The following is a 19,792-nucleotide window of genomic DNA, read 5'->3' as shown; positions in this document are numbered from 1 at the left end:
GAAGCGCCTGTCCACGGGCGAACCCCGCCGCTCCAACTCGGCGACCAGACACACCCACATGGACACGCGCACGCACCCCCGCGCGGCGCAAGGGGACGAGCGCCGCGAAGTCGCGGTATCAGGGAGGCCGATCACCTCCTTGCGAACCACGGGTCACGATCGCCAGGCGTCCCTCCCGTTCCACCACGGCCAGGTCGCCCGAGCGGTCCGTGCGGTAGACCCGCGCGCCCAGGCGCCGGAGGAGCGACAGCGTGGGTTGCGCCGGATGACCGTAGTCGTTGCCCTCCCCCACGCTGATCAGCGCGGCACGGGCACCCACCGCGCCGAAGAACGCGGGGTCCTGCCTGGGCGAGCCGTGGTGCGGCACCTTGAGGATGTCGGCCGGTGGCAACAGGCCTCCGCGCAGCAGGGCGTCCTGGGCTTCGGTCTCGATGTCGCCGCTCAGCAGCGCCGACCCGGCTCGCCAGCGTACGTGGACCACGACGCTGGAGTTGTTCGCGGCGCTGCCCTCTCCTTGGCCGCTGGGCGGGGCGCGGGTGGGTTCGGGGGCCAGGACGGTCAGCTCGGAGGGGCCCAGCCGCCAGTGGGTGCCGGGTGGCGCCGTCCACTGCGGGATGCGTTGCCGGGCGAGGTCCGCAGTCAGGCGGGACGCCTGGTTGTCGAGACTGCGCTGCGGGCTGACGACGACGGCGCCCACGCGCCTGCCCCGCAGGACGCCGGACAGCCCGTCGATGTGGTCGGCGTGCGGGTGGGTGAGGATGACGAGCGGGACGTCGGTGATGTCCAAGCGTCGCAGGCAGCGGTCCATGGTGACGGAATCGGGACCGGTGTCGACCACGACACCTCGGCCGGGGCCTGCGGCGAGCACCAGGCCGTCGCCCTGGCCTACGTCGCACACCACCATCAGCCACGCCCTGGGCGGCCAGGGGGCGACGACCGGCCGTACGACCAGCACCGCGACCAGGACCCCGGCCGCCACCGCCAGCGCCACCGCCCTCCAGGACCGGCGCCTGACCAGGAGCGTCACTGCGACGGCGGCCAGGGCCAGCAGCGCGAGACCCGCGATGCCGCCGGGCCATGGCAGGGTCGCTAGTGGAAGGTTCACGGCCCAGCGGGCCACCATGATGATCCAGCCCACCGCGTAGCCGGCGGGGATGACAATGATCCGGGCCGCTTCCGGCCAGAACGGCGCCACCAGGGCGGCGGCGAACCCGAGCAGTGTCGCGGGCGCCACCGCCGGGCCGGCGAGCAGGTTGGCGGGGATCGCGGCCAGGGAAACCTGACCGGCCATCAGTACGAGGATCGGTGTCACGGCGACCTGCGCGGCGGCGGGCACGGCGACGGCCTCGGCCACCCACCTGGGCAGCCGGCCTCTCCGCGTGGACGACGCCTCCCCTGACGGGCCGGAGGGCGGGTCCCCCGACGGGCCGGAGGGCGGTCCCCCTGACGGGCCGGAGGGCGGTCCCCCTGACAGGCCGGAGCACGAGCCCCCTGACAGGCCGGACGACGAGCCGCCTGACAAGCCAGAGCACGACCCGCCTGACGGGCCGGGGGCGGAATCACGGGTGTGGGCGGGGGGCGGGCGCGTGTCGGATTGAGACGTGCCGGTGTAGGGGGTGGTGACCGCTGGTCGGGTGTCGGCTTGGGAGGTGGCCGCTGGTCGGGTGTCGGCTTGGGAGGTGGCCGCTGGTCGGGTGTCGGCTTGGGAGGTGGCCGCTGGTCGGGTGTCGGCTTGGGAGGTGGCCGCTGGTCGGGTGTCGGCTTGGGAGGTGGCCGCTGGTCGGGTGTCGGCGGTGGTTCGGGGGTGGTGGGTCAGGCGGTCGCGCCAGCGCGGGGCTAGGAGGAGGATGCCGGCCGTCGCGCAGACCGAGAGCGCGAAGCCGTACGAGATGGCCAGGTCGGGCGAGAAGAGGATCAGTAGGAGTACGGCTGCCGAGAGGGCGGCCATTCCGTCCTTGGGGCGGCCGGTGCCGAGGGCGATGGCGGCGACCAGGCCCATGAGAAGCGCCCTCAGCACGCTCGGGGACGGTCTGGCGACCACGGCGAAGCCGATCATCGCCACGGCGGCGAGGCCGGCACGCAGGGCGAGTGGGAGTCCGGCCACGCGGGAGAGGGCGAGCGCCGCGCCCGCCACGATGGACAAGTTGGTGCCGCTCACGGCATTGAGATGGTTGAGGCCGGATTCCTTGAGGTCCGCGCTGACTTGGGGGTCCATGCGGGAGACATCGCCCACCACGAGCCCGGGCAGGAGGCCGCGCTGATCCGGTGGGAGAACATCGGTGGCCGTCCGCAGACCGGCCCTCAGCGTGCCCGCGATCGCTTGGAGGCGGCTCGGGGATGTCAGCACCTTGGGACTTCCGCGGACGAGGAGGACGGCGGCGGTCAGCTCGCCCGGGGTTGGCTCGGCCAGCCGTGCGACAACCTGAACGCGTTGGCTGGGGAGGAGAGGGCGCCATTCGGGCCCGTGGGCGAGGACGAGGACGGGGAGGCTTACGGCTTCGCGGAGGTGGGGCGTCCGGTAGGTGTCGAGAGTGGCGTGGACGACGACCTGTTCTTGGTGGAAACGGCCGAGCTTGATTTTGGGGTCGTCGGCGAGAGTGATCTCGGCGGTGATCGTCGCACCGTGCCTCGCGAGGTCGGCGACGGGAGCGGTGGTGACGGCGTGGACGCGGGTGGCGACCGACGCCGAGGCGGCGGCCGTACAGGCCAGGGCGGCGATGATCACGTTCCGCCAGGGCCGCCAGCGGTGGTGACGGTGCGCGAGCACCGCTGTGCCGAAGGCTCCCAGCACCGACAACGCCGACACTGTCAGGCCGGCTGTGGGCGGGCTGCTCAGGAGGGCCAGGGTGACGGCCCAGACGGCCAGGGCAGGGCAGGTGAGGATCCACGTATGGCCGCCGATCATTTGGACTCCGGGCGCCGGGGAGTCCGATGCCGCGGAGTCGAGTCCCGTGCCTTCAGGGGTCGCGGGCATGTCAGACGCGGACCTTGTCCTTGATTTCTTCATACTTTTTGGCGCCGATGCCTGGTATTTCCTGGAGTTGCTCCACGTTGGTGAAGCCGCCGTGGGCGGTGCGGAAGTCGGCGATGCGTGCTGCCAGGACTTCGCCGACGCCGGGCAGTTGGTCCAGTTGGTCGGGGGTGGCCGTGTTGAGGTCGAGCACCGTGGTGGCCGGGTCGGTCAGGGGCGGGCCGGGGGCGTTGCCAGGACCGGCGGCGCCTACGGTGATCTGTTCGCCGTCGGCCAGGCGCCTCGCCAGGTTGACCGATGCGGCGGCCTCGGGTCGGCGCACTCCCCCGGCGGCCTTCACCGCGTCGGCCACGCGTGCGCCCATGGGGAGGGTGTAAATGCCGGGCTTACGTACCTTGCCGGTGATGTGAATGGTGATCTCGGCAGTGGGGGTGGCTGCCGATGGGGCCGCCGGACGGGGTGGATGGGCGGGCGGGGACGCGACGGGGGACGCAACAGGGAGCGGCTCGGGGGTCGGCTCCGAGCGCCAGAGGAAGATGCCGGCGGCCAGTGCTGCCATGACGGCCAGGGTCAGGAGTACGCGTAGGCCTGGGCGGCCTGGGTCCAGGGCGGGCGCCTTGGTGGAGACGGCGGCGCGGAATGCTTGGAAGGAGGGGGGCAAGGTTGGGGCCAGCGGGGTTCGAACCGTCCCTGGGGTGAGGTCCGCCATGGGGTCGGCGTTGCTTTCACGGGCGAGGATGTTCGGTTCACGGGCAGGGACTGCTGCACGGGCAAGCTCCGCGTCACGGGCTAGCTCCGCGTCACGGGCCAGCTCCGCGTGACGGGCAGGGCGCGCTGGACGGGCAGGGGGCGCCGCACGAGCAAAGTCCGAGTCGCCGGCAAGGTCCGCGTCATGGGAGAGTCCCGCTTCACCGACGAGGTGGGCGTGGGTGTCTCGGTCGTGAAGACCTTGCAAGTGGGTCGGGTAGGCGCTCTGCAGGTAGGTGTCCTGCGGGCGGGCGATACCAGGACGCACGTCGCGAGGGCGGGTGCCATGGGAACGGGTGTCTTCGCGATGGGCGTCATGGGAGTAGGCGTCATGGGAGTGGACGTCCTGGGCATCGGCGTCACGTGCGCGGGCCTCATGGGCATGGGCGTCTCGTGTGCGGCCCTCAAATGCGGGGGCCTCTCCGGGAGGGGCGTCGCCAAGGTCTGGGCCGCCGGTGCCGAGGGGCGGGTAAGGGTGTCTCCCGTGGCCCGCTCCGGGGCTGGATGGGGCGGGGTCACGGGGCCTGGGGGAAACGGGATGCGCGTCCCCGGCAGGCAGGGTGGCGGTGACTCGGGGAAACGCTGGGGGCTGGTGGTCGGGGGTGTTCTGCAGGGCGGTGATCGGGCGGGGGTGGCGGCGGGCAGGAGGCGTGAGGGAGCGCAGCCGGGCCTCGGCCACGGTCCGCTCGGTGATCGGGTCCTGGGAACGCACGTCCCAGAACGTACGGCCCCGCCGGGCGCCGGAAGGGGGCGAACGGCGTTCTGGGGATGGAGGGGCGGCGCGCGCCGAGGCTGTGGACGACGGGCGTCAGGACGATGGGCGTCAGGCGTCAGGCGTCAGGACGATGAGCGTTCGGGCAAGTCAGGCGTCAGGACGGCGGCCGTCAGAACCGCAGGCTTCAGAACGGCAGGCGTCAGGCGGTGTCCGGGCTGACCGTGAGCCCCAGCATCCCCGGCCCCACGTGGACCCCGACGACCGCCCCCACCTCGACCAGCCGTAAGTCCGTCAGCCCCGGCAACCGTTTGGGCAGGCGTTCCACCAGGGCCCTGGCCCGGTCGCCGGCGGCGAGGTGCTGGACCGCCACCCGCGCCGGTCCCTGGCCGGCCGCCGCGACCGCCAGGTCCTCCAGGCGGGCGATGGCGCGCGTGGCGGTGCGGACCTTCTCCAGCAGCAGCACCCGCCCGTCCACCAGGTGCAGCAGCGGCTTGATGGCCAGCGCCGAGCCGACCAGCGACGCCGCCGTGCCCACGCGCCCGCCGCGGCGCAGGGAGTCGAGCGTGTCGGCGTAGAAGAACGTACGGGTACGGGAGGCGCACCGCAGCGCCACCTGGGCCACCTCCTCCAGCCCCGCCCCGCGGGCGGCGGCGTCGGCCGCGGCCATGACCGGGAAGCCGAGGCCCATGGCGATGGAGCCGCTGTCGATCACCTCGACCGGGACAGGCGCCTCCTTGGCGGCGAGCCGGGCCGACTCCACCGTGCCGGACAGGTCACCGGACAGGTGGATCGACACCGCTCCGGTGGCGCCTGCGGCGGCCAGGGAGGCGTAGCACTCCGCGAACCGGGCGGGAGCCGGACGGGAGGTGGTCGCCGCGTGCAGGTCTCCGGTGAACGCGTCCTCGTCGCACGAGACGCCGCCCGACAGCACCTGTACGGGTACCACCGAGACTCCCGGCAGCGCGGGAAGGTAGGCGGTGGAGTCGGTGACGACCGCGACGGAGGGTGACATATCAGGAGACTAGCCAGTTAGGGCGGATTTCAACCCTGCCCTGGACGGGTTACTGGACGGGGGTGCCGCCGCGCCACACCCGGCGCGGCTTGAGGCCGAAGGACCAGGCGAAGGCGCCCTCGTGGTCGGCGTCCCACTGCACGATGTCGGCCAGCCGGCCCGGCGCGAGCACGCCGCGGTCGGGAGCGCCGAGGACGGTGGCGCCGCCCAGCGTGGCCGCCCGCAGCGCGTCGTTGACGCTCATCCCGAACGCCGAGACCGCCATCGCGATGACCAGGGACATCGAGGTGATGCCGCAGTAGCCGGGGTTGTGGTCGCTGCCGAGCGCGATCTGCACACCGTGCTTGATCATCTGGCGCACCGGCGGGAGCTTGCCCCGCTGGAGCGCCGTGGCCGGGCAGACCACGGCCGGCACGCCGTACCGGGACATGATCGCGATGTCCTCATCGGACATGTGGTGGAGTCCGTCGGCGGAGGCGCAGCCGAGCTCGGCGGCGAGCTGAACGGCGCCGCGGCGGCTGAACAGACCGGCGTGGACGCGCGGCAGCAGGCCGACGTTGCGGCCCGAGGCGAGCACCCAGCGGGACTCCTCGGTGGTGAAGTGGCCCTCGTCGCAGTAGACGTCGACGCTGTCGGCGCCCGCAGCCGCGGCGTCGGCGCACCAGGCGCCCACGGCCTCGACGTACTCGCGCTGGCGGCCGAAGTACTCGGGCGGCACGACATGACCCGCGAGGAACGTGACGTGCACCCGCGGCATCATCGGCTCCTTCTCCAGCTCGCGCAGGAGCCGCACGTCGGCCAGCTCGCCGTCGCGCGTGAGGTGGTAGCCGGTCTTGGCCTCGACGGTCGTGGTGCCGCTGAGCAGCCAGCCGCGAAGACGCTCGCGCACGCCGTTGCACAGGGTCCACGGGTCGGTGCCGCGGGTCACGGTGACGGTGGAGCCCACGCCGCCGCCCGCGGCGGTGATGGCGGAGGAGGTCGAGCCGCTGGTGCGGATGGCGAGCTCGGCGTAGCGGTTGCCGGCGTAGACGGGATGCGTGTGCGCGTCGATGAGGCCGGGCGTGACCAGGGCGCCGCCGAGGTTCTCGACATGGTCGACGTCGACGATGTCGTCGACGACTCCGGGGACGCTCTGCGGCAGGTCGGGAGCCCGCCCCACCCAGGCGATCCGGTCGTTGTGCACGAGAATGGCCGCGTTGCTGAGGACCTCGTTGCCGGTCCACAGGCGGCCGATGTTGGTCAGCAGCCGAACGGTCACCGCATCACCACCCCGCACGAGCGCGTCACCCAGCGCACGGCTCGGGCCGAGCCCACTGAGTCGGCTCCGGGTAGGGACGACATGGGGGGTCTCCTGCTTCTCATCCGCTTGGCTGGGCGGTGACCGGATCGCCGGACTCATGATCCGGCGATTTCAGTTCAGTTACGTTATTTCACAGGCTGGCTCGCTGTACAGGGTTATTCGGAAGAAAGCCCAATCATCCCAGCGTTCACCCAGCCCCGATCGTTCCCTCGGACCCCCGCAGGCACCATGAATCGCATCAGCCGTCATCTGAAACCCGCGACATTAGTGTGGTAAGGCTCGGCATATCCTAGCAATCCGAGGGTTCCACGGCCACTGCCGCTTTTGGGCAGCTCTGCGCGCTATTTCGACAGAGCTGCCCTGCCCGTCAGACTAGGAGACGCGCTCGATGGGCTTGCCCACCCGCTCCAGCTCCTGGTAAAGGCCGGCCAGCACGCGCGCGTGGAGCACGGTGCCGTCCTCGACGTGGTCCAGCGAGAGCACCTCGCCCTCCTTGTGGGCCCGCGAGATCAGGTCTCCCCGCTCGTACGGGACGAGGAGGGTGACCTCGTGGTCGAGCCGGGGCAGCCGGCGCTCGACCAGCTCCATCAGCTCGGGGATCCCGGCGCCGGTGCGCGCGGAGACCACGATGTTGTCGCGCTCGCGCCGGATGATCCGGTCGAGCACGTCGGGGTCCGCGGCGTCGGCCTTGTTGATCACCACGATCTCGGGCACGTCGGAGGCGCCCTCGATGTCGGCGAAGACCTCGCGGACGGCCGCGAGCTGGCCCTCGGGGTCGGGGTGCGAGCCGTCGACCACGTGCAGGATCAGGTCGGCGTCGGCGACCTCCTCCAGCGTGGAGCGGAACGCCTCGACGAGCTGGTGCGGCAGGTGCCGCACGAAGCCGACGGTGTCGGCGATCGTGAACAGCCTGCCTTCCGGCGTGCGCGCCCGGCGCACGGTCGGGTCGAGCGTGGCGAACAGCGCGTCCTCCACCAGCACGCCCGCGCCGGTGATGCGGTTGAGCAGGGAGGACTTTCCGGCGTTGGTGTAGCCGGCGATCGCGACCGCCGGGACCTCGCGCTTGGCGCGCCGCTGGCGCATGGTCTCGCGCGAGGTGGACATGCCGCTGATCTGGCGGCGCAGCTTGGACATCCGCTCGCGGATGCGTCGGCGGTCCAGCTCGATCTTCGTCTCACCGGGGCCGCGGCCGCCGATGCCGACGCCGCCCGCGGCGCGACCGCCGACCTGGCGCGACAGGTTGCCGCCCCAGCCGCGCAGGCGTGGCAGCAGGTACTGCAGCTGGGCCAGCTCGACCTGGGCCTTGCCCTCGCGGCTCTTGGCGTGCTGGGCGAAGATGTCGAGGATCAGCGCGGTGCGGTCGATGACCTTCACCTTGACCGTCTCCTCGAGCTGGCGGAGCTGGCCGGGGGTCAGCTCGCCGTCGCAGATCACGGTGTCGGCGCCGGTCGCCTCGACGACGTCACGCAGCTCCAGCGCCTTGCCGGAGCCGATGTAGGTGGCGGGGTCGGGCTTCTGGCGGCGCTGGACGAGGCCCTCCAGGACCTCCGATCCGGCCGTCTCGGCCAGGAGCTTGAGCTCCAGCAGGGAGTTGTCGGCGTCCTCCGCCGTGCCTGAGGTCCAGACGCCGACGAGGACGACCCGCTCGAGCCGCAGCTGCCGGTATTCGACCTCGGAGACATCCTGGAGCTCGGTGGAGAGGCCGGCCACGCGGCGCAGCGCCTGGCGCTCCTCTAGGTCCATCTCGCCGGTCTCGAACTCGTCGAGCGCGGAGTATTCGTGCATTCGTGTCATCTCTAATAGGCAACGTCTGGACACCGTGGTGTCTTCCCCGATGGTGGCACGACATCCCCGTCGCGAGCACCTTGTTATCGGGGCAACAGGGGTGACCTGCGCTACGAGGGGGACACCGTGATGTCGCCCGACCCGGCCTGCAGCGTGAGCTTGTGCGGCGAGGCGTCGTCGTCCTTGACGGTGATGTTCTCGTCTCCCGAGCCGACCTTGGTGGTCACGGCGTACGAGCCGTCGGGGATGCGCAGCCCGATGTCACCCGAGCCGGCGTCGGCCTGCAGGCTGTCGGGCGCCGTCACGTACTTGAGCTCGATGTTGCCCGAGCCCGCCTCGGCGATGGTGGACTTGACGCCGAGACCGGTGCCGTCCACGTCACCCGAGCCGGTCGAGACCTCCATCGGCCCGGTGAGCGAGCGGAGCGTGATGTCGCCGGAGCCGTTCTTCACGGTGACGGCGAGGCCCTTCGGGACTTCGACCTTGTAGTTGACGTCGCAGTCGCCCCAGCTCTTGAGCGCGTTGTCGCAGGTGTAGCTGAGCATCAGCGTGTCGCCCTCGACCTTGTGCTCCGTCTTGGGCCTGTTGTCGCGCCACTGGATGGTCTCGGTGACGCGTACGGCGGCCCCGTCGTACTCGGTGACCGCGACGTCGCCCGCCCCGCTCTTCACCTGGAGGCGGGCCACCTTGTCCGTGACCTGGTAGTCGACGGTGTCCTGATTGGTGGGGCCGGCCAGGCTCTGGAGCCCGCAGCCCGTCAGCAGCGCCACCGAGGCGAGCAGTCCGCCCGCGATCACGATCTTCTTCATGCCTGGATCCTCCCCCGCGGCGGGGCTCGCGGCATCGGGGATGCCCCCTAAGCGCCCCCGGGGGTACCCCCACCTTTGACCCTGGAGCGGGCATGAAGTAGCTTCGCTTCCATAATCCAGAACACGATTTCCGCAATATGGAAAAGGAGCGATATGGAGATCAACGGCCCGATCCTCGACCGGTTCGACGAGATCCTCACGCCGGAGGCGCTCGGCTTCGTGGCGGCGCTCCAGAAGGAGTTCGGCCCCCGGCGGCTGGAGCTGCTGGAGGCCCGGCAGGCCAAGCAGGAGGAGCTGTCGGCCGGCGGCACCCTCGACTTCCTGCCCGGGACGAGGACGGTCAGGGAGGAGGAGTGGAGCGTCGCCCCGCCGGCTCCGGGCCTGGAGGACCGCAGGGTCGAGATCACCGGCCCGGTCGACCGCAAGATGACCATCAACGCGCTCAACTCCGGAGCCAAGGTCTGGCTGGCCGACTTCGAGGACGCCAATTCCCCGCTCTGGGCCAACTGCGTCGGCGGCCAGCTCAACCTGCGCGACGCGCTCGACCGGACCATCGACTTCGAGTCCGGCGGCAAGACGTACGCGCTCGGGCCGGACGCCGAGCTGGCCACCATCGTCGTGCGCCCGCGCGGCTGGCACCTGGACGAGAAGCACGCCAAGGTGGACGGCCGGCCCGTCTCGGCGTCGCTGTTCGACTTCGGCCTCTACTTCTTCCACTGCGCGCAGCGGCAGCTCGACAAGGGCAAGGGCCCGTACTTCTACCTGCCCAAGATGGAGTCGCACCTGGAGGCGCGGCTCTGGAACGACGTGTTCGTCCACGCGCAGGAGCTGCTCGGCATCCCCCAGGGGACGATCCGGGCGACCGTGCTCATCGAGACGTACCCGGCGGCGTTCGAGATGGAGGAGATCCTGTACGAGCTGCGCGAGCACTCGGCGGGACTGAACGCGGGCCGCTGGGACTACCTGTTCAGCGTCATCAAGAAGTTCCGCACCCGGGGCCGGGAGTTTCTGCTGCCCGAGCGCAACGCGGTCACGATGACGGCGCCGTTCATGCGCGCGTACACCGAGCTGCTGGTGCGCACCTGCCACAAGCGGGGGGCGCACGCGATCGGCGGCATGGCGGCGTTCATCCCGTCGCGCCGCGACCCCGAGGTCAACGCGGTGGCGCTGGAGAAGGTCCGCGCCGACAAGACGCGCGAGTCGGGCGACGGCTTCGACGGCTCGTGGGTGGCGCACCCGGACCTGGTGCCGGTCTGCCGCGAGGTGTTCGACGGGGTCCTCGGCGAGCGGCCCCACCAGATCGACAGGAAGCGTGAGGACGTCAGTGTCTCGGCCGCCGACCTGCTGTCGGTGGCGAAGACGCCCGGCGACATCACCGAGGCGGGCCTGCGCAACAACGTGGACGTGGCGCTGCGCTACCTGGCCGCCTGGATGGGCGGGCTGGGCGCGGTGGCGATCCACAACCTCATGGAGGACGCGGCCACCGCCGAGATCTCCCGCTCGCAGATCTGGCAGTGGATCCACAACGACATCACGCTCGCCGACACGGGTGCGCAGGTGACCAAGGAGCTGGTCGAGCGCATCATCGGCGAGGAGCTGGAGCGCATCTCCGCCGAGCCCGGCCACGACGAGGAGCTGTACGCTCAGGCCACGGCGCTGTTCAAGGAGGTCGCCCTGGACGACGAGTTCGCCGAGTTCCTCACGCTTCCCGCGTACGCGCGCATGCCGTAGAAGGAGCCGTATGACACCGAGCCCGTCCCCCGCCATCGCTCCCCTGACGGTCGCCCTGCGCTCGGCCCTGCCCGCCGACTCGGTGATCACCGATCCGGTACGGCTACGCACGTACGAGTGCGACGGCCTGACCTACCACCGGGCCGTCCCGGGCGTGGTCGCGCTGCCGGAGACCGCCGAGCAGGTGGCGCTGGTGGTGCGGCTGTGCGACGAGCACGGCGTGCCGTTCGTGGCCCGGGGCTCCGGCACCGGGCTGTCGGGCGGCGCGCTGCCGCGCGAGGACGGCGTGCTCATCGTCACCTCGAAGATGCGCCGCGTCCTGGAGATCGACCTGCCGAACCGGCGGGCCGTGGTGGAGCCGGGCGTCACGAACCTCGCCATCACCGAGGCCGTGCGCGACCGGGGCTACTACTACGCCCCCGACCCGTCCAGCCAGCAGGTCTGCTCCATCGGCGGCAACGTGGCGGAGAACTCCGGCGGCGCCCACTGCCTGAAGTACGGCTTCACCGTCAACCACGTCGAGGCGTGCGAGATCGTCACCCCCGACGGCGACCTGGTCCGGCTCGACCGCATGGACCCCGGCTACGACCTGCTGGGCGCGTTCGTCGGCTCGGAGGGCACGCTGGGCGTCGCCACCAAGGTCACGGTACGGCTGAGCCGCGCCCCCGAGGCGGTGACCACGGTGCTGGCGGCGTTCCGGACCATCGAGGAGGGCGGCCGGGCCGTGTCCGCGATCATCGGCGCGGGCATCGTGCCGGCGGCGATCGAGATGATGGACGCGCTGTCCATCGAGGCCGCCGAGGCGGCCGTGGCCTGCTCCTACCCGCGCGGCGCCGGAGCGGTGCTGATCGTGGAGCTCGACGGGCCCGAGGACGAGGTGGCGGCGCAGTTCGCCCGGCTGCGGGAGCTGTGCTCGGGCGCGTTCGAGACGCGCGTGGCGGCCGATCCGGCCGAGCGGGCGGCGATCTGGAAGGGCCGCAGGTCGGCGTTCGCGGCGGTGGGGCGCATCAGCCCCGCCTACATCGTGCAGGACGGCGTGGTGCCGCGCACCTCGCTGCCGCGCGTGCTGGCCGCCATCGACCGGCTGTCGGCGGAGCACCGCATCAGGGTGGCCAACGTCTTCCACGCCGGCGACGGCAATCTGCATCCGCTCGTGCTGTTCGACGACGCCGAGCCGGGCGCGGGCGAGCGGGCCGAGGTGGTGTCCGGGGCGATCCTCGACCTGTGCATCGAGCACGGCGGGTCGATCACCGGCGAGCACGGCGTGGGGGTGGACAAGGCCCGCTACATGCCGAAGATGTTCTCCGGCGACGACCTCGACACCATGCAGCTCGTTCGGTGCGCCTTCGACCCGAGGGGCCTGTCCAACCCGGGCAAGGTGTTCCCGACGCCGCGGCTGTGCGGCGAGGTGCCGGGCGTGCGCAAGGGCGTCCATCCGCTGGTCGAGTCCGGGGAGGCGGAGCAATTCTGATGTCGCGCGAGCTGCTGGAGAAGACCGGCGTGACGGTCAGGGACGCCGTGGCCGGCGACGCGGTGGCCGGGGTGAGGCCGCGCTGGGTGGTGCTGCCGGAGACGGTCGGGGAGGTCTCGGCCGTGCTGCGGGCCTGCGCCGAGGAGGATCTCGCGCTCACGCCGGTGGGCGGCGGCACGAAGCTGCACTGGGGTGCGCCGCCCGAGCGCTGCGACGTGCTGCTCGACCTGTGCTGCCTGAACGAGGTGCTGGAGCACGCGGCGGGCGACCTGGTCGTGCGCGCCCAGGCCGGGGTGACGATGGGCGCCCTGGCCGGCGTGCTCGCGGCCGAGGGGCAGGAGCTGGCGCTGGACGCGCCTCCGGACGCCACCGTGGGCGGCACGCTGGCCACCGCGGCGTACGGGCCGCGGGCCTTCCGGTACGGGACGCCGCGCGACCTGCTCATCGGCGTCACGGTCGTGCTGGCCGACGGCACCGTGGCCCGCTCGGGCGGCAAGGTCGTCAAGAACGTCGCGGGCTACGACCTGGGCAAGCTGTTCACCGGCTCGTACGGCACGCTGGGCGTGATCGCCGAGGCCACGTTCCGGCTGCACCCGCTGCCCCCCGACCGGCGCTGGCTGGTGGTGGACGGGGTGGAGCGCCCGCGCGAGACGGCCGCGCTGCTGGCGGCCTCCCAGGCGGAGCCGGTCGCGGTGGAGCTCGACCGGCCCGGCGGGGCGGCCCCGGTGACGCTGGCCGCGCTGGTGGAGGGCACGGCGGCCGAGCCGCGGACCAGGGCGCTGCGCGAGGCGGTGGGGGCCGGCGAGGTGACGGAGCGATCGCCTTCGTGGTGGGGCGCGCCGCCGCCGCACGACGACGTGCTGCTGGAGGCCCGCTTCGTGCCGGCCGCGCTCGACGGGGTGCTGGAGGCGGCGGGCGAGCACGGGCTGTGGCTGCGCGGCTCGCCGGTGTCCGGGCGCCTGCGTCTGGCCCCGGCCGGAGACGTCACCGGGGAGCGGATGGCCGCCGCCGTGGCCGCGCTGCGGGAGCGGGCGCACGCCGTCGTCGTGCTCGCCTCGCCGTACGAGGGCGTGGACCGGTGGGGCCCGGTCGCCGCGCTGCCGCTGATGCGGCGGGTCAAGGACCAGTTCGACCCCGGGCGGAGGCTGTCTCCGGGACGGTTCGCGGGAGGGATCTGACATGGACCCGGAGCTGATCGACGACTGCGTGCACTGCGGGTTCTGCCTGCCCACGTGCCCCACGTACGTGCTGTGGGGCGAGGAGATGGACTCCCCGCGCGGCCGCATCCACCTGATGAGCCAGCACGTCGAGGGCACCCCTGTGACGCCCGAGATGGCCGGGCACTTCGACGCGTGCCTGGGCTGCATGGCCTGCGTCACCGCCTGCCCGTCCGGGGTGCGCTACGACCGGCTGATCGAGCAGACGCGCGCCGAGGTGGAGCGCGTCCACGTCCGGGAGCCGCGTGAGCGGGCCGTGCGCGGCCTGGTGTTCAGTCTGTTCCCCTACCCGCGGCGGCTCGGGCTGACCAGGCCGCTGACGGGGCTGACGCGGCGGCTGGCGCCGTTCCTGGAGCGGGTGCATCCCGGCCTGGGGGCGATGGCCGCGCTCACGCCCCACGTGGAGCGGCGGCAGCGCCTGCCGCGCCTGGTCCGCGCCAGGGGGCCGCGCCGGGCCGTCGTGGGCATGCTCACCGGCTGTGTGCAGCGGGAGTTCTTCCCGCAGGTGAACGCGGCCACCGCGCGGGTGCTGGCGCTGGAGGGCTGCGACGTGGTCGTCCCGGCGGGCCAGGGCTGCTGCGGCGCGCTCAGCGTCCACTCCGGCCGCGACGACCAGGCCAGGCGGCTGGCCCGCCGCACGGTCCGCGTTTTCGAACGGGCCGGCGTGGACACGGTGGTGGTCAACGCGGCCGGATGCGGCTCGTCGATGAAGGAGTACGGCGAGCTGCTCGGCACGGAGCCGCCCTTCCGGGTGCGCGACCTGTCGGAGTTCCTGGCCGAGCTGGGGCCGGTGGCGCCCCGGCATCCGCTGCCGGTCGTCGCGGCCTACCACGACGCCTGCCACCTGGCCCACGCGCAGGGCGTACGGGTCCAGCCGCGGGCTCTGCTGGCCGGCATCCCGGGGCTGGAGCTGCGTGAGGTGCCCGAGTCTGCCATCTGCTGCGGCTCGGCCGGCACGTACAACATCTTCCAGCCCGAGGCCGCCCGCGACCTCGGCGACCGCAAGGCCAAGGGGGTCGCCTCGACCGGCGCGGAGCTGCTGGTGTCGGCCAACCCCGGCTGCACGATGCAGATCGCCGCGGCCATGCGCCGGGCCGGTGCCACGATCCGGGTGGCGCACACGGCCGAGGTGCTGGACGCCTCGCTGCGCGGGGTGTCCCTGTGATCCGGGACGAGACGGGGAACGAGGGGGCGGGCGCGTGAGCGTGCAGTCGATCGATCGGGCGCTGGACGTGCTGGAGACGCTGGCCGAGCACGGCGGCGCGGCCGGTCTGTCGGAGATCGCCGCGAAGACCGGGCTGCCGTACGGGACCATCCACCGGCTGCTGCGCACGCTGCTGGCGCGCGGCTACGTGCGCCAGGAGTCCGACCGCCGCTACGCGCTCGGCGCGGGGCTGGTACGGCTCGGCGGGGTGGCCGAGGGCATGGTGGGCGAGTGGGCGCGGCCCCACCTCGCGCGGATGGTGGAGCTGTCCGGCGAGACGGCGAACCTGGCCGTGCTGGAGGGCGACTTCGTCGTGTACGTGGCGCAGGTGCCGTCGCCGCGGCGGCTGCGGATGTTCGCCGAGGTGGGCAGGAGGGTGCTGCCGCACAGCACGGCCGTGGGCAAGGTGCTGCTGGCGGGACGCGGCGCGGAGGAGGCGGTGACGCTGCTGGAGCGCACCGGCATGCCGCGCCGCACGCCGAACACCATCACCGAGGCCGCCGCCATGCTGGCCGAGCTGGAGCGGGTCCGGGCGGCCGGCTACGCGATGGACCTGGGCGAGGAGGAGCTGGGCGTGCACTGCCTGGCCGTGCCCGTGAGCGACGGCGAGCGCGTGGTGGCCGCGATGTCGGTGTCCGGGCCGGCCGAGCGGATCGACGCGGTGGACCGGGAGGAGCTGGCCGAGGGCCTGCGGACCATCGCGCGCGCCTTCGGGACCGAACTGGCCCCGGTCACGACGGGCAGGTGACAGCGCACCGGCTGTCGTGCTGCGCCGGTCGCGCTCTCCGGGTTTCCTCCGGGGTATCGCTTCAATACGGTTGAGGCATGTGCCGAAGCATCAAGACGCTGCGCCCGCCGTACACCGATGACGTCACCGAGGACGACGTGCGGGCCGCGGCGCTCCAGTACGTCCGCAAGATCTCCGGGTTCCGGTCGCCCGCCCCGCACAACGCGGAGGCGTTCGAGCGTGCCGTGGAGGAGATCACCCGGGCCTCGGAGGAGCTGCTGGGCGCGCTGACGGTCCGCGGGACCCGCTGACCCGTCCCGGCGAGTCGCGCGGAGGTCGTTGACAGCGGCCCCCGCCGGGAGAAGTGTCCCCGGTGTACCCCCATCGCGCGCCAGGGAGCTGCCATGATCAGCGGGCTGTACCAGGGTCAGGACGGCGGATCGCGACTGGAGCTCCGGATCGACGTGGACGGGGCGCGGCCCACCGGCCGGGTGAGCGGGGACCTGTTCTCCGTGGCCGGCTCGACCACCACGTACGCCGGCTCGTTCGTGGTGCACTCCCCCACGGTGCGCGCGGAGGGCGACGAGGCGCGCATCGCCGGGCGGGGCGCGTTCACGTTCGACACGCCCGCCAGGGACGTGACGGTCACGCTCACCGGCGGCTCCGGCACGGCCGAGGTCGCCGGCCGGGTCTACCCCGTGGCGTTCGCCTCCGCGCACTTCCGGCAGGTGCTGCTGGAGGTGGACTCGGTCGCCGGGACGGTGCCGTTCGCCGGCTACCACACCGCGGCCCTGCCCGCCCCGGCCGGCTGCGCGCCGCGCGAGCTGAGCGTGGCCGCCGCCTACGCCGAGGCCGGCATCGGGCTGACCGTGGCCGAGCCGGGCGTCATCCCCGCCGACGGCGCCGGCGCCGACCTGGCCTGGGACGACGCCGAGCTGCACCACGCGATGACGCAGCAGTTCAGCCAGTTCGCCGACACGGTGGCCTGGCGGGTGTGGCTGCTGGTGGCCGGCCGGCACGTGGGCGGCTACCGGGGCATCATGTTCGACTACAACGACGCCCACCAGCGGCAGGGCTCCGCCGTCTTCTACGACGCGATCAGGGGCGACACGCCGCAGGCCCAGCGGGCGCAGCTGCGCACGTACGTCCACGAGCTCGGGCACGCGTTCAACCTGCTGCACTCCTGGCAGAAGAACCTGGGCAACCCGCCGCAGCCGCTCGGCCCCGACGGCGGCTTCGGCGACCTGTCCTGGATGAACTACGTCCAGAACTACCGCCCCGGCGGCGAGGCCGGCTACTGGGCGGCCTTCCCGTTCCAGTTCACCGACGCCGAGCTGGTGCACCTGCGCCACGGCTTCTACCGGGACGTGGCCATGGGCGCCAACGCCTTCGGCACCGGAGCGGCCGAGATCGCGCCGTTCGAGCAGCCGGTGGAGGACCTGTCCGGGCTGCGGCTGGAGCTGCGGGCCAAGGAGGGGTTCGGCTTCGGCGAGCCGGTGGTGGTGGAGCTGAAGCTGTCCGTCACGGGCGAGCCGCGCACCACCCACGGCCACCTGCATCCCGACACGGAGTTCACGCAGATCTGCGTCACGCAGCCGAGCGGCCGCACCCTCCTGTACCGGCCGATGATGCGCCACTGCGTGGACCACTCCACCGAGGTACGGCTCGACGCGGGCAGCCCGGCCCTGTACCGCAGCGCCTACATCGGGCACGGCCGTGACGGGCACTACTTCCAGCAGCCGGGTGAGTACCGGGTGCGCGGACAGTACATCGGCGCCGACGGCTCGCGCATCGTCTCCGGCCCCTGCCTGGTGCGGGTGCGCTACCCGGCCGGCGCCGACGACCACCGGGTCGCCGAGCTGATGCTCGGCGAGGAGCAGGGCAAGCTGTTCTCGCTGCTCGGCTCCGACTCGCCGGCGCTGCGCGCCGGCAACGAGGCGCTGGACGAGCTGATCGACCGGTACGGCACGCACCCCCTGACCGTGTACGCCCGGATGGTCAAGGGGCTCAACGCCGAGCGGGAGTTCAAGACGATCACGGCGGGCAAGCGGCTGCGGGTGCGGCCCCCGGACCCGGAGCAGGGCGTGCGGCAGCTGTCGGCGGTGGCCCGCGCGGCCGCGTCCGGCGGGCTCATCGACAACATCACGCTCAACATGGTGATGCGGCGGCTGGCCAGGGCCGAGGCGCGGCAAGGTGACCTGGACCGGGCCGGCGCCGTGATGGACCGGATGGTGACGATCTTCGAGGAGAAGGGCGTCAACCCGGTCGTGTTAGGCCGGATCAGGCGGCAGGCCGAGCTGACGAAGGCGGCGCTCGGCGTGGAGTCCTGACCTCGCCGCGCCGGGCCTTATGCGGATTTCTGGATGTTCTCTGTACACGCGACTCGCAATCTAGATCTTCAGCAAGCGCGTTTCGACAGAGCCAACAGAGCTCGGGTGCCACCTGGGACTCGTCCCCGGCACCCGTGGAAGGAATTCGCATGAGATCTAGAGGGATGCTCACGCTGGGCTTCGCCCTGTTAGTCGGCCTTGCATCGGGCCAGGCCGCGTCGGCCAGCACGACCTTCGCGCCGAAGACGGCGGTCGCCACGCCCACTCCCAGCGCCACTCCCACGACGACGTCCCCCGCGGAGGACGAGGGCGAGGGCGGCGACCCGGCGAACGAGGTGAACGTCCCGCTCGCCTCGACCCTGGCGGCGCCGAACTTCCAGATGCCCTTCCCCTGCGGCCAGTCGTGGACCGGCAACTCCAGCAACAGCAGCGCCCACAGGTCGTATGAGATCGACTGGAACCGGGGCAGCACGGCGGACGCCGACCTCGGTGACACCGTCGTGGCCGCGGCGGCGGGCACCGTGGTCATCTCGGCCCACCAGGGCTCGACCAACGGCTACGGCAACCTCGTCAAGATCGACCACGGGGGCGGATACACGTCCTTCTACGCGCACCTGAACTCGCGTGCCGTCTCCGCGGGCGCCCGGGTCTCCCAGGGCCAGAAGATCGGGACCCTCGGCAAGACCAGCAAGCCGGGCAACAACATCAGCCCGCACCTGCACTTCGAGATCCGCAACGGCACGTCCTACCCCTCCAACATCCGCAAGGCCGTCTTCAACGGGGTCACCTTCGGCTACCCGAACCAGACGCTGACCTCCAAGAACTGCGGCGGAGGCGGCAGCACCCCCGGCAACCCGCACACCGCGGCGTCCGTGTGCGGCAGCGGCTACAAGGTGATCGACTCGGCCGCGCTCGGCACGGCCGGAACCGTCTACCTGACGTACAACAGCAGCAGCAAGTCGAACTGCGTGGCGACGATCAAGAAGACCTCGCTCGGCACGAAGACCGCCGCCAGCGCCTACCTGGAGGTGCAGGGCAAGACCCGCGCCACCGACAGCGGCAGCTTCACCTACTACGCGGGCCCGGTGCGCGCCAGCGCGGCCGGCAAGTGCGTCAAGTGGGGCGGCAAGGCCGGAACGGCCACCTACAACAGCCCCTTCGAACACTGCGGCTGATCTCCGACGGCCGCCCGCTCCCAGGGCGGGCGGCCGATCCGCGGTCACTACCGCTTCGGCAGGCCCACGGGCCGGCCGCCGGAGCAGACGATCACCACCTCGACCTCCTCGCCCTCCTCCGGTTCGAACTCGACCTTGGCGCGGAGCGCGGGGCCGGGCTCGACGCCGTCCACGGAGAAGCCCTGCGCCGGGCTCCAGGAGCGCAGCCGTACCCGGTCGCCCTCGCAGGAGGCGATGACTGTGCCGCCGGCCGTCTGGAGGAGCCGGCCGCCCCCCGCCGGAGCGGCGGTGCCCGGCGAGGGCGCGGGGGCGCCGGTCGGGGTCGCGGGGGTGCCCGTGGGGCGGGGGCGCGCCGCCGCAGAGGCCAGCGCGGCGCGTACGTCGTCCCGGTCGAGCACCCGCCCGGAACCGGCCGTCAGGGAGCCGCCCAGCAGGCCGAGCACCGCCACGGCGGCGCCGGTCGCGGCGGCCGCGGTGGCGGCCCACGCCACGACGTACCTCTTCACCGCCCCAGCTTCCCCCATCCATCGCTAAGCCGCCGTTAACGCGAGGATAAGAGACCCGGACCACCCGCCCACACCGTCTACGGTTTCCTCAT

Annotated in this window: 15 protein-coding genes; 8 read left to right on the top strand and 7 right to left on the bottom strand. The window is 72.4% G+C overall.

Features of this window, described 5'->3' with window-relative positions:
- Positions 1-118: 118 nt before the first annotated feature.
- The 6 genes from ACIBG4_RS23935 to ACIBG4_RS23910 form a co-directional block, all read right to left on the bottom strand.
- Entirely contained in the window at positions 119-2,905 is a 2,787-nt protein-coding gene (locus ACIBG4_RS23935; protein ID WP_397203665.1) for a ComEC/Rec2 family competence protein, read from the bottom strand.
- 70 nt (positions 2,906-2,975) lie between these two features.
- Positions 2,976-3,530 carry a helix-hairpin-helix domain-containing protein gene (locus tag ACIBG4_RS23930; protein ID WP_397203664.1) on the bottom strand — a complete coding sequence of 185 codons (555 nt, stop codon included), beginning with the start codon at positions 3,528-3,530 and terminating at the stop codon, positions 2,976-2,978.
- A gap of 1,102 nt (positions 3,531-4,632) precedes the next feature.
- Complete coding sequence (locus tag ACIBG4_RS23925) at positions 4,633-5,445, bottom strand: DegV family protein (protein WP_397203663.1); 813 nt, start codon at positions 5,443-5,445, stop codon at positions 4,633-4,635.
- Between the two features lie 49 nt (positions 5,446-5,494).
- The gene (gene hutI / locus ACIBG4_RS23920) at positions 5,495-6,703 is read right to left on the bottom strand and encodes an imidazolonepropionase (RefSeq protein WP_310710416.1); all 1,209 of its coding nucleotides are present in this window, start codon (positions 6,701-6,703) and stop codon (positions 5,495-5,497) included.
- A gap of 414 nt (positions 6,704-7,117) precedes the next feature.
- Positions 7,118-8,530: a GTPase HflX gene (gene hflX / locus ACIBG4_RS23915; protein ID WP_397203662.1), complete on the bottom strand. Its 1,413-nt coding sequence runs from the start codon at positions 8,528-8,530 to the stop codon at positions 7,118-7,120.
- A gap of 110 nt (positions 8,531-8,640) precedes the next feature.
- Positions 8,641-9,339 (bottom strand): DUF4097 family beta strand repeat-containing protein, encoded by a 699-nt coding sequence (locus tag ACIBG4_RS23910; protein ID WP_355451088.1) that lies wholly within the window; start codon positions 9,337-9,339, stop codon positions 8,641-8,643.
- Between the two features lie 153 nt (positions 9,340-9,492).
- Here ACIBG4_RS23910 and aceB point away from each other — a divergent pair, with 153 nt between their 5' ends.
- The 8 genes from aceB to ACIBG4_RS23870 all read left to right on the top strand — a co-directional run bounded on the left by aceB (position 9,493) and on the right by ACIBG4_RS23870 (position 19,194).
- A complete protein-coding gene (gene aceB, locus ACIBG4_RS23905; RefSeq protein ID WP_310710419.1) occupies positions 9,493-11,070 on the top strand; it encodes a malate synthase A in 1,578 nt (525 codons plus the stop codon).
- 10 nt (positions 11,071-11,080) lie between these two features.
- Positions 11,081-12,541 carry an FAD-linked oxidase C-terminal domain-containing protein gene (locus ACIBG4_RS23900; protein ID WP_397203661.1) on the top strand — a complete coding sequence of 487 codons (1,461 nt, stop codon included), beginning with the start codon at positions 11,081-11,083 and terminating at the stop codon, positions 12,539-12,541.
- The gene (locus tag ACIBG4_RS23895; protein ID WP_397203660.1) at positions 12,541-13,719 is read left to right on the top strand and encodes an FAD-binding oxidoreductase; all 1,179 of its coding nucleotides are present in this window, start codon (positions 12,541-12,543) and stop codon (positions 13,717-13,719) included. The genes ACIBG4_RS23900 and ACIBG4_RS23895 overlap by 1 nt, the downstream gene beginning before the upstream one ends.
- A gap of 1 nt (position 13,720) precedes the next feature.
- Positions 13,721-14,923, top strand: coding sequence for a (Fe-S)-binding protein (locus ACIBG4_RS23890; RefSeq protein WP_397203659.1), 1,203 nt, complete (start codon positions 13,721-13,723; stop codon positions 14,921-14,923).
- A gap of 40 nt (positions 14,924-14,963) precedes the next feature.
- Positions 14,964-15,710: an IclR family transcriptional regulator gene (locus ACIBG4_RS23885; protein WP_310710543.1), complete on the top strand. Its 747-nt coding sequence runs from the start codon at positions 14,964-14,966 to the stop codon at positions 15,708-15,710.
- Between the two features lie 77 nt (positions 15,711-15,787).
- Entirely contained in the window at positions 15,788-16,000 is a 213-nt protein-coding gene (locus ACIBG4_RS23880) for a DUF2277 domain-containing protein (protein WP_397203658.1), read from the top strand.
- A 93-nt stretch (positions 16,001-16,093) separates the two neighbouring features.
- Complete coding sequence (locus tag ACIBG4_RS23875; protein ID WP_397203657.1) at positions 16,094-18,019, top strand: hypothetical protein; 1,926 nt, start codon at positions 16,094-16,096, stop codon at positions 18,017-18,019.
- A gap of 149 nt (positions 18,020-18,168) precedes the next feature.
- Positions 18,169-19,194, top strand: a complete 1,026-nt coding sequence (locus ACIBG4_RS23870) for a M23 family metallopeptidase (RefSeq protein ID WP_310710425.1) — start codon at positions 18,169-18,171, stop codon at positions 19,192-19,194.
- A gap of 47 nt (positions 19,195-19,241) precedes the next feature.
- On the opposite strand, the gene ACIBG4_RS23865 is transcribed toward ACIBG4_RS23870, so the two are convergent.
- The gene (locus tag ACIBG4_RS23865; RefSeq protein ID WP_397203656.1) at positions 19,242-19,700 is read right to left on the bottom strand and encodes a hypothetical protein; all 459 of its coding nucleotides are present in this window, start codon (positions 19,698-19,700) and stop codon (positions 19,242-19,244) included.
- Between the last annotated feature and the right edge of the window lie 92 nt (positions 19,701-19,792).

The sequence above is a fragment of the Nonomuraea sp. NPDC050383 genome (assembly GCF_044459125.1).
GTDB lineage: Bacteria > Actinomycetota > Actinomycetes > Streptosporangiales > Streptosporangiaceae > Nonomuraea.
Note: the sequence above shows the minus strand (reverse complement) of the source record. Positions and strands in the feature narration are given on the sequence as shown.

Bases quoted from the DNA above. Each gene is read 5' to 3' on its own strand.
- ACIBG4_RS23895 (WP_397203660.1), top strand. From the start codon at position 12,541: ATGTCGCGCGAGCTGCTGGAGAAGACCGGCGTGACGGTCAGGGACGCC.
- ACIBG4_RS23925 (WP_397203663.1), bottom strand. From the start codon at position 5,445: ATGTCACCCTCCGTCGCGGTCGTCACCGACTCCACCGCCTACCTTCCC.
- ACIBG4_RS23935 (WP_397203665.1), bottom strand. From the start codon at position 2,905: ATGATCGGCGGCCATACGTGGATCCTCACCTGCCCTGCCCTGGCCGTC.
- ACIBG4_RS23890 (WP_397203659.1), top strand. From the start codon at position 13,721: ATGGACCCGGAGCTGATCGACGACTGCGTGCACTGCGGGTTCTGCCTG.
- aceB (WP_310710419.1), top strand. From the start codon at position 9,493: ATGGAGATCAACGGCCCGATCCTCGACCGGTTCGACGAGATCCTCACG.
- ACIBG4_RS23910 (WP_355451088.1), bottom strand. From the start codon at position 9,339: ATGAAGAAGATCGTGATCGCGGGCGGACTGCTCGCCTCGGTGGCGCTG.
- hflX (WP_397203662.1), bottom strand. From the start codon at position 8,530: ATGCACGAATACTCCGCGCTCGACGAGTTCGAGACCGGCGAGATGGAC.
- ACIBG4_RS23880 (WP_397203658.1), top strand. From the start codon at position 15,788: ATGTGCCGAAGCATCAAGACGCTGCGCCCGCCGTACACCGATGACGTC.
- ACIBG4_RS23930 (WP_397203664.1), bottom strand. From the start codon at position 3,530: ATGGCAGCACTGGCCGCCGGCATCTTCCTCTGGCGCTCGGAGCCGACC.
- ACIBG4_RS23870 (WP_310710425.1), top strand. From the start codon at position 18,169: ATGAGATCTAGAGGGATGCTCACGCTGGGCTTCGCCCTGTTAGTCGGC.
- ACIBG4_RS23875 (WP_397203657.1), top strand. From the start codon at position 16,094: ATGATCAGCGGGCTGTACCAGGGTCAGGACGGCGGATCGCGACTGGAG.
- ACIBG4_RS23900 (WP_397203661.1), top strand. From the start codon at position 11,081: ATGACACCGAGCCCGTCCCCCGCCATCGCTCCCCTGACGGTCGCCCTG.